Here is an 11,769-nt window from a genome sequence, read left to right as displayed (position 1 = left end):
CAAGCAGGGGCCCATAACCGCAGGATCGCGTTGTTGAAATGGGCTGTGGCCCAGCGCTGTAAACCAACAGCAATTGGTGGCTATGGTCCCTGCTTCCGCGTTTGGGACGACACTGAGTTTGTGGCGCGCCGCGCGAACTCAATGCACCGCGGCGTACAGGATCTTGTCCTGGGTCGCATCCGCGGCGTCGAACTCGGCGACGATGCGGCCGGTGCGGGCGACCAGGATGCGGTCGGAGACGGCGAGGATCTCGGGCAAATACGACGAGATCACCACCACCGCCTTGCCCTCGTCGGCGAGACGGCGGATCTCGCCGTGGATATGCGGGATGGTGCCGACGTCAACGCCGCGCGTGGGCTCGTCGAAGATGATGATCGAGGGGTCCTGCACCAGGGTCTTGGCCAGCACCACCTTCTGCTGGTTGCCGCCGGACAATTCGATGATCCGCGCTTTGCGCTGCAACGCGCTGATCTTGAGCCGGTCGACCCAGTAGTTGGCGAGCTTGCTGCGCCTGGCGCGCGACAGCAGCAAGCTCCAGCCCTTCCGCGTGGCGAGGCTGCCGATATAGACGTTGTCGTCGACCACCATGGTCTCGAAGAAGCCGTTGGCCTTGCGGTCCTCGGTGATGTAGGCGATGCCGTCATTGATCGCCTGCCGCGGCACGCGGTAGCGGATCGGTTTTCCGCGCAACCTTATGGTGCCGCCGTTGACCAGATTGCGCTTCAGCGCGCCGTAGATGATCTTGGCGATCTCGGTGCGGCCCGAGCCGATCAGGCCGGCGATGCCGACCACCTCGCCGGCATAGACCGAGAACGACATGTTCTTGACCGCCATGCCCATCGTGACGTTCTCGACCGTCAGCACCTTCTCGCGGCGCTGATGGGTCTTGGCCTTGCCGCCATAGACCGCCTGCGCCACCTCGCGCCCGACCATGTGCTGCACCAGCGCGTCGCGGGTGAGCTGCTTCGCCGGCGCCGTGATCACGAGCTTGCCGTCGCGCAGCACGGTGATGCGGTCGGCGATCTGCAGCGATTCCTCCAGCGCATGCGAGATGTAGATGATCGAGACGCCGCGGGCGCGCAGGTCGCGCACCAGATGGAAGAAGTGGACGATCTCCTCCGGCGTCAGCGACGCGGTCGGCTCGTCGAAGATGATGATGCGCGCCTTGTTGTAGATCGCGCGCGCGATCTCCACCATCTGCTTCTTGGCGGTGCCGAGCAGCGCCACCGGCGTGGCCGGATCGACGTGGAAGTTGAGCGACTGCAGCAGCTGCTGCGCCTGGATGTTCAGGGTGCGGAAGCGCGTCAGCAGCTTCTCGTTGCCGAGCTCGATGTTCTGCGCCGCGGTCATCGTCGGCACCAGGCTGGTCTCCTGATAGACCATGCAGATGCCCGCATCGAGCGCGTCGCGCGGCTGCTCGAAATCGGCGGGCTTGCCGTCGAGCAGGAAGTCGCCCGAGGTGAGATTGATCGCACCCGCGATCGCCTTGCACAGCGTCGACTTGCCGGCGCCGTTCTCGCCGACCAGCGCGTGCACCTCGCCGGGATAGAGGTCGAAATTGACACCCTCGATGGCGTGGACGCCGCCATAGATCTTGGAGCCGTTGCTGATCCGCAGCACCGGCTCGCGGGCTGCGGAGGGGGTTGCGGTTGCCGCCTGCATCACGCCGTCATTCATCGCAGGTCTCCCGTATAGCGCAGCAGCCGTCCGGCGCCGCGCGCCGCGATGACGATGCCGGAGGGCGCAGCACAAGCGGCGGTGATGCCGTGGAAGCGGCCGCCGGCACGGCTGTGCATGCTGTCGGTCGCATCGCCCTCGGCATCGAGATGAACCAGCAGGCCGTAGGAGCGCGGCGGCGCCCAGGGCTTCTGGATGCCGAGCGCCTTGACGCTGCCGATCTGCATCGGCTCCAGGCAATCGCTGCCGCCGACCAGGGCCGGCGCCACCCAGTAATCGGGCGGCATCGTCGCCATCATCTCCTCGCGGAAATCGTCTTCCTTGAGCACGAATTCGATCAGATGGGTGCGGCGCGCGAACATGCCGAGCAGCAGCCCGGCATGGCCGTCCGGATGCAGCCGCGCCGGATAGCCCGGCATGTTGGCAGCGACGGTCTCGCGCGGACCAAGCCCGTTGGCAGTGAGCGCGAAGCGGCTGAGGCGGTGCGCCCAGCTCTCGGTGAGCCACAGGCTCCTGCCGTCGGCGGAGACCATCACGCCGTAGGGATATGGCAGGTCGCGCTGCAGCACCTGCGGATTGTCGAGGCCGGCGCCGCAGCTGATGAGGCGGCCATTGGCGCGCTTCTCCATCAGATCGTGCCGCCATTCACCGGGACGGCGCCCGGCGCTGCCTTCGACGGCATAGATGCGGCCATCGGGCGCGGCCGTCACCGACAGCAATCCTGTGAGCGCGCTGCCGCCGGCAGATTCCAGCCAGCGCGGATCGGGCTTCGCCGGATCGATCGCGGCAAGTCCCCTGCCCACGACGCAGACCAGCAGGCGGCCGTCGGGATGCAGGGAGAGCCCACCGGCGTCGTCCTCGAACTCGGCCACGACCGTACGTGTCGAGAAATCCGCGCCGCTGAGCTTCAGCACCTTGTGGCCGGCGGAGACAAAGATCGCGCCGTCGCCGGCGGCGATGACGTCATCGACGCCGGGCAGCGGCTCGCCGATCGGCTCCGCGCTGTCGAGCCGGTCGTTCGGGCTCAGTGCGCCGTCGAGCGGCGGGATCGCGTTCTGGCCGCCGTCACGGTCGACGACGCTGCGGATATCGCGCAGCAGATGATCGAAGAAGCCCATTACGTCGCCACCCTGCTTTTTGCGCCCCAGTACGCGTCGTAGCCGGTCCAGCTGTCGTCGACGCCGTCGAGCTTGATGCGGCCGATCCGGTTGTTCTCGAGCCCGCCGAGATAGAGATAGCCCTGGTGCTCGCGCATCGAGGTCAGGGTCGAATGCGAGATGCCGGTCGGGTCCCACCACGACTCCAGCGCCTCGCCCTGCTCGTTGAACTTCAGCACGCAGCCATGGTTGAGCGCGGGCGCCAGCCATTCGTCGGTCGGCACCTGCTTGACCATGCGCAGGCGGAAGCCGGGTTTTCGCGCGGCGAGGTCGAATGTCGGGGTGCGGATGCCGACCAGCGCCAACCAGTACGTTCCGTCGGACGCGCGGTTGATGTTGTCGGGATTGCCCGGCAACTCGTCCATCAGCACTTCGGTCTTGCCCTTGTTCGGGCCGTCGATCCAGTGCCGGAAGATCTTGCACAGCGAGGTCGACGCGATCAGGATCGACTTGCCGTCATGGGAGACGCAAATCCCGTTCGGGAAATAGAAGTGGTTGATCACCGTACGCGTGGTCTTGGTTGCCGGATCGTAGCAGACCACGCGGCCGTTCGGCCGCCCCTCGAGAATGTCGAGGGTGTTGGTGGTCATCTCGTAGCGCGTGGTGCAGTCGCTGAAATAGATCTTGCCGTCGGGCGCGATGTCGAGGTCATCGGCCATGCGCAGCCGGCTATCGTCGTTCAGCTTGTACCAGGTGCGGTTGGTCTCGTCGGTGACCTTGAAGATGCCTCCGTCGGGCGCGACGCCGTAGACACCCATGCCGGCGACCGCGACGATCAGGTTCTCGTCGCGATCGAACTGCATGCCGAGCGGCCGGCCGCCGATATGGGCGAACACCTCGCGGGTTTCGAAGTTCGGCCCGGAGAAGCGGATCACATTGCCGTCGCGGGTCGAGCCGTAGAGCCGGCCCTGGCGGTCGAGGATGACGTCCTCGGGGCCCTCGACCTGATCGACGCCGATCGCCTGCGCGTTGATCAGCCGGTCGTTCTGCGCATAAGGCGACGCCGCGCCGGGCTGCACCGCCGGCGCCGAGGCGAGCGGCACGAAGGCCGGATTGACGTAGATCTTCTGGATCGCCTTGCCACGGTTCTTCGACCATTTGACGTCGATGCCGACGGCAGCGAGCAGGATCATGCCCGTCACCGCCGAAGTGACGTAGCCCGGGATGCCCATCCGCACGAGGCCGTTGATCAGCAGGAAGATGATCAGCGCGCCGATCATCGCCCGCCACACCGTGCCCTTGCCGCCGGCGAGCGACACGCCGCCGAGCACCACGGCGGTCAGCGCCTGGAACTCCCAGCCGACGCCGGTGGTGGAATCGGTCGAGGCCTGGCGCGCGGCGTAGAAGATGCCGCTCGCCGCGCACAGCGTGCCCGACAGCACATAGGTCATGAACAGCATCAGGCGGACGCGGATGCCGGCATGGCGCGCCGCCTTGCGGCTGGCGCCGATCGCCGTGAGGTGCCAGCCATAACGCGAGCGCGACAGGAAGATGTGGCAGATCAGGAGCACCACGAACAGCGTCGCCGCGTTGACGGGAATGCCGAGCACGCTGCCGCCGCCGATGAAATCCCAGGCGTCGCTCTCGATCGAGTTGGTCGCGAACACCTGGGCATAGCTGGTGTTGAGCAGGTTGACCGAGGCACGCAGGATGATCAGCGTCACCAGCGTGGTCAGGAACGGCCGCGTCTTCAGGAAGCCGATCAGGAAGCCGTTGATGCTGCCGAGCAGCGCGCCGACCAATAACGTCGCCGGCACGGCGAGGCCGACCGGCCATTCGCGCACCAGCAGGAAATACAGCGCGGCGAAATTGCACAGCGCGAAGATCGCGCCGACCGAAAGGTCGATGCCGCCGGTGACGAGGCAGAAGCCCATCGCGAGCGCGACGAAGCCGAATTCGGCGAACAGCCGCAGCAGCGACACCGAGTTCTGCACCGAGGCGTAGTCGGGAATGGTGAGCGCGAAATACGCCCACAGCCCGATCATCACCGTGAAGGGAACGACCGGCTCGAACCACTGTTTCAGCAACAGCTCCGACAGCAGGAGCCGGGGTGAAAACCGCCGCACCGACGCGGAAAACGAATCAACTGCCATCGACATCGCGAATGCACTCCCTCGATCCGGCGTCCACGTCTCCGGATCACTCCCGTGATACAGCCGGCGCGGGAATGCCCCCCGCGCCGGCTGCCCCGCGCCTTGTTAATTTTTCTTGGGTAGCGCGAAACAGGTGCCGCCGAGCGAGGCGTTCGACTTATCGATCCAGATCGGCCGCGTGTAGTAGGACAGGTTCTTAGAGCCGGGCTTGTCGCCGGACATCAGCAGCGTCTCGGCCGCGAACATCAGATCGTGGCCCTGCTCGGTCGCCTTGTAGCTGAGGAACTTGCTGAAATTGCCCGAATTGACCTGGTCGCAGTCGAGCTGCGAGCCCTCACCCGAGGCGAACACCTTCACGTCATCGATCTTGCCGGCGTTGCGGATCGCTTGCGCGGCGCCCGACTCCATGATGCCCCAGAAGCCGATCGAGGCGCAGAGATCGGGATGCTGCTGGATCACGGTGGCGGTGATGTTGAGCGCGGTGTTGGCGTCCCAATTCGCGGCCTGGTTCGACACCACCTTGATGTTGGGATCCTTGTTCAGGACGTCCATGATGGCGCCGACCTGGTCGACGCTGGCGGCTGCGGTCAGTTCGCCCTGCACGATCTGCACCTTGCCCGACTTGCCGGAGCCGGTGCCGCAGGCCTTGACGGCTTCGTTGGCGAGCATCCTGCCGATCTCACGCCAGTCGACGCCGACGAAGGCGCCGGACTTGTAGTTCGAGGCCATGTTGACCTGGATCACATGCGTGCCCTGGGCCTCGGCGCGCTTGAGGTCCTTCATCAGCAGCGTCACGCTCGGGTTCTGCACGATCAGGACGTCGGGCTTCTGGTCGACCAGCGCGGTCAGCGCCTGCTGCATGGCGGACGGATTGTTGTTGGGATCGCGCACGATGTATTTCATGCCGCGCCACTCGGCCTCTTCCTGCACCACGCGGCCCCATTCGTCGGACAGCGGCACGCCCAGCGCGATCGGCAGGTAGGCGATGGTCTTGCCCTGCAGCGCCTTGTCGTAGGCGCCGCGCAGCTCGCGCCCGGCCTTGGTGCCTTCCTCCTGCGCGGATGCCGCGAACGGCATCGCGGCAACCGCCACCCCGGCAAGCAGCATCGTCCAGAACTTGGTCGTCTTCATCGTCTCCTCCACACAAAATTCTTTTGATTGATTTTGGAATTGTTTTTTTGATTGGCGCGGGAAGCTCGCTCAGTCCCCTTGCCGCGCGGTCTCCTCGTCGCGGGGATGCAGCCAGTTGTCGAGCACGATCGCCGCCAGCAGCACCACGCCCTTGATGATGTTCTGCACCTCGCTGTTGACGTCCATGATGGTGAAGGCGTTGAGCAGCGTGCCGATCAGGACGCAGCCGACCACGACGCTGAACACGCTGCCGCGGCCGCCGATCAGGCTGATGCCGCCGATCACGACGACCAGCACGACGTCGAAGATCATGGTCCCCTGCGTGATCGCCATCTGCATGCTGCCCGTCGTGCCGACCCAGACCAGGCCTGCAATCCAGGCGAGCAGCGCAACCAGCACGTGCTCGAGCACGATCAGCGGCCGCAGCGGAATGCCGGTCAGCCGCGCGGCCTCCGGATTGTCGCCCTGCGCATAGATGAAACGGCCGATCGAGGTGCGCGACAGGAACAAATGCATCGCGATCGCCGCGACCGCGAACACCAGGATCGGAACCGGGACGCCGAACAGCCGTCCGGCGCCGAGATACATCAGGCCCGGCGCATCCTTCGGCGCATAGACCACCCAGGCCGGCGCGATCCAGAACGCGAGGCCATAGATCACGAAGCCCGCGGCGAGCGTCACGAACAGCGCCGGCGCCTCGACGAAGGCGACCATCACGCCGTTGACGACGCCGATCAGCACCGCGATTGCCAGCGCCAGCAGCACTGCCGTGAAAACGGGCATACCGTCCTGCATGTAGATCAGCGCGATCGCCCAGGAACCCGCCATGATCGCGACCTCGGACAGGTCGATGCCGCGGCTGATCACGATCAGCCCCATGCCAAGGCCGAGCACGCCGAGGATGGAAATACTGCGCAACAGATTGAGGAGATTGGAGACGGTGGCAAAGCCGTTCAACGTCAGGCCGAACACGACCAGAAGCGCGATCGTGATCAGGAGCACGATCTGCTCCTGGCTCGGCTTTGCAAACGTTGTGCCCGAGCGAGATGATGCCGCAGGGACAGCAACGCCGCGCGATGGCGATTGCACGCTCATCGTTTCCTCCAGGTATTATTTTGCTTGAGACTTTAAGAGTGCCAAATCATATTCGTCAAATGCATTCGACGGATACGGATTGATTATTTCCATGCATGTACGCGACATCGATCTGAACCTGTTCGTCGTGTTCGACGCGATCTATTCCGAGGGCGGCGTCAGCCGCGCCTGCTTCCGCCTCAATTTGACCCAGCCCGCGGTGAGCCATGCGCTGAGCCGGCTGCGCGCGATGTTCAACGATCCCTTGTTCGTGCGCCGCCACCACGTGATGACGCCGACCCCGCTGGCACGCCAGATCATCACCACCGTGCGCCAGGCGCTCAATGGCCTCGAGACGACGCTGACCCACACCAACCGCTTCGATCCGGCCAAGACGCCCAAGCGGTTCGTGATCGGCCTGCGCAACAATCTGGAGGCGCCGATGCTGAGCGCGCTGATCAACCGCATCAGCACGGTCGCGCCGCTGGTCGAGATCGCCACCGTGCGCAGCGAGCGCAACAATCTGGAGCGCGAGCTTGCCACCGGCACGCTTGACGTCGCGATCGATACGCTGTTGCCGCTGTCGACCGAGGTGCGGCGCGAGCAGATCCTGACCGAGCATATCGCGGTGTTCGCCCGGCGCGGCCATCCCGAGCTCGGCGCGCGGCTCGACAAGAAGGCGTACCTGCGCATGGAGCATGTCTGCGTGACGTCGCGGCGCAGCGGCGTGTCGTTCGAGGATTTTCAGCTCCAGCGCCTCGGCCTGACGCGCACCGTTCGACTGACCTGCCAGAATTTCGCGACCGCCTGTCACGTCGTGAGCCGCAGCAACATGTTGCTGACGGCGTCCGAAAGCGCAGCCTCCGTGCTGGAGGATCCCGGGCTGTTGCAGTGCTTCCCCTGCCCGTTCCCGATCAGCCCGCACGTCAACTATCTCTATTGGCATGCCACCGCCGAGGGCGACACCACCAATCAATGGCTGCGCGAACAGCTGCGCGGGGCGGCGGCGCTGCTGGCGGGCAGCCGCTTCAGCAAGAAGAACCGGCGCACGGCAAAGACGGGCCCGAAGGTGGCAATCCCGATCCCGGCCAGCATCGCCGCCGAATAGCGCCGATGCTCCACGCCGTCAGAGCCCGCTCAGGCCGCTGTCGACCGCTAGCGTCTGCGCGGTGACGTAGACGCTTTCATCCGACATGAAGAACAGCACGGCATAGGCGATCTCCCACGCCGTCGCCTGGCGGCCGAACGGGACGTGCCCCCTGCCGCGCGAGGGCCGGCCTGCACCGGCCTCGCGGCCGTTCGGCGTGTCGACCAGCCCGGGATAGACCAGGTTGGCGCGGATGCCGCGGCGCGCGCCGGTATGCGCGATATTGCGCATCAGGCCGCCGAGCGCGGCCTTCGAGGAATCATAGACCGCCATCTGCGATCCGGCCTTCAGCGCCGCGATCGAGGAGATGAACACGATCGAGCCGCCGTCTGCGAATTTCGGCAGAGCGGCGCGGCAGCACAGCATCGGACCGCGGACGTTGACGTCGTAGATCCTGTTCCACTCCTCCGCGCTGACATTGTCGAGCCCGGTCTTGCCGAAGGTGCCGATGTTCAGCACCATGCCGTCGAGCCCGCCCATCGCGTGATGAGCTTCATCAATCATCCTGATGACGTCGGCCTCCCTGGTGACGTCGGCGGCGATCGCGAAGCCGCGGCCGCCATCCGCCGTGATGCGCGCGACGGTGTCCTCCGCGGAGGCAAGGTTGAGATCGGCGACCGCGACATGCGCACCCTCGCGCCCGAACAGCAGGCTCATGGCGCGGCCATTGCCGATCGGATCGGTCGCGGCGTCGAACACGCGCTGGCCGCCGCCGACCACCAGGATGCGGCGGCCCGTGAGGCGTCCCCTGCCCGGCGCGGTGCCTGAGGATTCCGCGCTCAGCGGACGGGGCGCTCCGGCTTGGAGTCTTGCGAAGTCTCTGGCGAAGTGTCCGACATCTCATCAACCCCGCTTCTTGCCGCCCTCGAAGACCGCCATGCCGGCGGCCGGATCGAGATCGGTCTCGGTCGCCTCGGTCAGCCGCGCCATCATCATGTAGAAGCCGAGCGTGACGATCGCCTCGACGATCTCCTGGTCGCTGAAATGCGTGCGCATGCCGGCAAACACGGCATCGCCGACGCGGACATTCTCGACCACCTCGCGGCCGAAGGTCAGCAGCGCGCGCTCGGCCGCATTCAGTGCCGCATCCTCGTAACTGCCGCGCTCGACCGCGTCGATCTGCGCTTGTTTGACGCCGACGCCGAGCGCGATCGGCACATGCTGGCGCCACTCATAGGCGCCGCCCTCGAGCTGCGCGGCCTGCAGGATCAGAAGCTCACGGTTGACGCCCGAGAGCTTCTGCTTGTGCAGGATCGAATTGCCGAGCCGCATCGCCGGGATCATGTTGGCCTCGGCGTGCGCCATCATGCGGAAGATGTTGAGCTTGACCGGCATGCGGTCGAACGAGGCGCGGATGTCTCCGCTGGTGGTGTCCGGATCAATCAGGGGCAGCCTTGCCACGCGTCTCTCCCTTTTCGTTGCTTCTTGTTCGTTGACTTGTTGTCCGGCTTCCCGGCGCGTCCACCTAATGCACCGGGACGATCGAGATCAAGCCGACCGCTCGACATTGCCCGAATTGCGGGGTTCAGCCATGCGGTTCCGCGCTTGAATCCGCATCCGCGGGCGGGCATAAGGAGCGCCATCTCCCTTAAAAAACGGCCTTAGCCCAAAGATTTGAGCAAGGATTTGAGAAGGATCTACGATGCCCGCCTATCGCTCCCGCACCACCACCCACGGCCGCAACATGGCGGGTGCACGCGGCCTCTGGCGCGCCACCGGCATGAAGAACGAGGATTTCGGCAAGCCGATCATCGCGGTGGTCAATTCCTTCACCCAGTTCGTGCCCGGGCATGTGCATCTCCAGAATCTCGGCCAGCTCGTGGCGCGGGAAATCGAGAAGGCCGGCGGCGTCGCCAAGGAATTCAACACCATCGCGGTCGATGACGGCATCGCGATGGGCCATGACGGCATGCTCTACAGCCTGCCGTCGCGCGAGTTGATCGCCGACAGCGTCGAATACATGGTCAATGCGCATTGCGCCGACGCGATGGTCTGCATCTCCAATTGCGACAAGATCACGCCCGGCATGCTGATGGCGACGCTGCGCCTCAACATTCCGACCGTGTTCGTCTCGGGCGGCCCGATGGAGTCGGGCAAGATCCTGCTCAAGGGCAAGAAGCGCGCGGTCGACCTGATCGACGCGATGGTCGCGGCCGCCGACTCCAACGTGTCGGATGAGGACGTCGAGGTGATCGAGCGCTCGGCCTGCCCGACCTGCGGTTCCTGCTCCGGCATGTTCACCGCGAACTCGATGAACTGCCTGACCGAAGCGCTCGGCCTCGCGCTGCCCGGCAACGGCTCGGTGCTGGCGACGCATGCCGACCGCAAGAGCCTGTTCGTCGAGGCCGGCCATCTGATCGTCGACCTCGCCCGCCGCTACTACGAGCAGGACGACGCCAAGGTGCTGCCGCGCAACATCGCGAACTTCAAGTCGTTCGAGAACGCGATGACGCTCGACATCGCGATGGGCGGCTCGACCAACACCGTGCTGCATCTGCTCGCCGCCGCGCGCGAGGGCGAGGTGCCGTTCACGATGACCGACATCGACCGTCTCTCACGCAAGGTGCCGGTGCTCTGCAAGGTCGCGCCCTCGGTGCAGGACGTCCACATGGAGGACGTGCATCACGCCGGCGGCATCATGGCGATCCTGGGCGAGCTCGACCGCGCCAGGCTGCTCACGACCGACGGCCCGACCGTGCACGCCGCGACGCTGGACGACGCGCTGAACCGCTGGGACGTGGTGCGGACCACGAGCGACAAGGTGCGCAATTTCTACCGCGCAGCGCCCGGCGGCGTGCCGACCCAGGAAGCCTTCAGCCAGGACCGCCGCTTCGACGAGGTCGATCTCGACCGCGAAACAGGCGTCATCCGCGACGCGGCGCACGCCTATTCCAAGGACGGCGGCCTCGCCGTGCTGTTCGGCAACCTCGCCGGGGACGGCTGCATCGTGAAGACCGCGGGCGTCGACGAGAGCATCCTGAAGTTCTCCGGCCCGGCCCGCATCTTCGAGAGCCAGGACGCGTCGGTCGAAGCCATCCTCACCAACAAGGTGAAGGCCGGCGATGTCGTGCTGATCCGCTATGAGGGCCCGCGCGGCGGCCCGGGCATGCAGGAGATGCTCTATCCGACCAGCTATCTGAAGTCGAAGGGGCTCGGAAAGGCCTGCGCGCTGATCACCGACGGCCGCTTCTCCGGCGGATCGTCGGGCCTGTCGATCGGCCACGTCTCGCCGGAAGCCGCCGAAGGCGGCCTGATCGGTCTGGTCGAGGAAGGCGACGTCATCGAGTTCGACATCCCGAACCGCAAGGTCAACCTCAAGGTGGATGACGCCGAGCTGAAGCGCCGTCGCGCGGCAATGGAAGCCAAGGGCAACGCGGCATGGAAGCCGGCGGCGCCGCGCAAGCGCGCCGTCTCGACCGCGCTGAAGGCCTATGCGGCGTTCGCGAGCAGCGCGGCGAAGGGTGCGGTGCGCATCCTGCCGGAGTGATAC

General features: G+C 65.7%; 9 protein-coding genes. 2 read left to right on the top strand and 7 right to left on the bottom strand.

Annotated features, from left to right (window positions below; genetic code table 11):
* Window positions 1–138: 138 nt before the first annotated feature.
* The 5 genes from ACVILL_RS27570 to ACVILL_RS27550 form a co-directional block, all read right to left on the bottom strand.
* Window positions 139–1,677 (bottom strand): sugar ABC transporter ATP-binding protein, encoded by a 1,539-nt coding sequence (locus ACVILL_RS27570; protein ID WP_456731926.1) that lies wholly within the window; start codon window positions 1,675–1,677, stop codon window positions 139–141.
* The gene (locus ACVILL_RS27565; protein ID WP_456731925.1) at window positions 1,674–2,795 is read right to left on the bottom strand and encodes an SMP-30/gluconolactonase/LRE family protein; all 1,122 of its coding nucleotides are present in this window, start codon (window positions 2,793–2,795) and stop codon (window positions 1,674–1,676) included. Before ACVILL_RS27565 ends, ACVILL_RS27570 begins: the two co-directional genes overlap by 4 nt.
* A complete protein-coding gene (locus ACVILL_RS27560; protein WP_456731924.1) occupies window positions 2,795–4,933 on the bottom strand; it encodes an ABC transporter permease in 2,139 nt (712 codons plus the stop codon). Before ACVILL_RS27560 ends, ACVILL_RS27565 begins: the two co-directional genes overlap by 1 nt.
* Window positions 4,934–5,032: 99 nt before the next feature.
* Complete coding sequence (locus tag ACVILL_RS27555; protein ID WP_456731923.1) at window positions 5,033–6,058, bottom strand: sugar ABC transporter substrate-binding protein; 1,026 nt, start codon at window positions 6,056–6,058, stop codon at window positions 5,033–5,035.
* A 69-nt stretch (window positions 6,059–6,127) separates the two neighbouring features.
* Complete coding sequence (locus tag ACVILL_RS27550; protein ID WP_456731922.1) at window positions 6,128–7,060, bottom strand: ABC transporter permease; 933 nt, start codon at window positions 7,058–7,060, stop codon at window positions 6,128–6,130.
* A gap of 184 nt (window positions 7,061–7,244) precedes the next feature.
* On the opposite strand from ACVILL_RS27550, the gene ACVILL_RS27545 reads away from it, so the two are divergent.
* Window positions 7,245–8,240 (top strand): LysR family transcriptional regulator, encoded by a 996-nt coding sequence (locus ACVILL_RS27545; protein WP_456731921.1) that lies wholly within the window; start codon window positions 7,245–7,247, stop codon window positions 8,238–8,240.
* Window positions 8,241–8,258: 18 nt separating this feature from the next.
* Here the strand turns inward: ACVILL_RS27545 and ACVILL_RS27540 are convergent, their stop codons facing one another.
* Both ACVILL_RS27540 and ACVILL_RS27535 read right to left on the bottom strand, forming a co-directional pair.
* On the bottom strand, window positions 8,259–8,978 hold the full coding sequence (locus tag ACVILL_RS27540) for an SDR family NAD(P)-dependent oxidoreductase (RefSeq protein ID WP_456731920.1): 720 nt from the start codon (window positions 8,976–8,978) through the stop codon (window positions 8,259–8,261).
* A gap of 144 nt (window positions 8,979–9,122) precedes the next feature.
* Window positions 9,123–9,680: a carboxymuconolactone decarboxylase family protein gene (locus ACVILL_RS27535; protein ID WP_456731919.1), complete on the bottom strand. Its 558-nt coding sequence runs from the start codon at window positions 9,678–9,680 to the stop codon at window positions 9,123–9,125.
* Between the two features lie 241 nt (window positions 9,681–9,921).
* On the opposite strand from ACVILL_RS27535, the gene ilvD reads away from it, so the two are divergent.
* Window positions 9,922–11,766, top strand: a complete 1,845-nt coding sequence (ilvD, locus tag ACVILL_RS27530; RefSeq protein WP_456731918.1) for a dihydroxy-acid dehydratase — start codon at window positions 9,922–9,924, stop codon at window positions 11,764–11,766.
* Window positions 11,767–11,769: the final 3 nt, after the last annotated feature.

This window comes from Bradyrhizobium sp. USDA 3364, assembly GCF_054056355.1.
Note: the sequence above shows the minus strand (reverse complement) of the source record. Positions and strands in the feature narration are given on the sequence as shown.

Coding starts and splice junctions, on each gene's coding strand:
- ACVILL_RS27565 (WP_456731925.1), bottom strand. CDS start 2,795: ATGGGCTTCTTCGATCATCTGCTGCGCGATATCCGCAGCGTCGTCGAC.
- ACVILL_RS27570 (WP_456731926.1), bottom strand. CDS start 1,677: ATGAATGACGGCGTGATGCAGGCGGCAACCGCAACCCCCTCCGCAGCC.
- ilvD (WP_456731918.1), top strand. CDS start 9,922: ATGCCCGCCTATCGCTCCCGCACCACCACCCACGGCCGCAACATGGCG.
- ACVILL_RS27545 (WP_456731921.1), top strand. CDS start 7,245: ATGCATGTACGCGACATCGATCTGAACCTGTTCGTCGTGTTCGACGCG.
- ACVILL_RS27560 (WP_456731924.1), bottom strand. CDS start 4,933: ATGTCGATGGCAGTTGATTCGTTTTCCGCGTCGGTGCGGCGGTTTTCA.
- ACVILL_RS27555 (WP_456731923.1), bottom strand. CDS start 6,058: ATGAAGACGACCAAGTTCTGGACGATGCTGCTTGCCGGGGTGGCGGTT.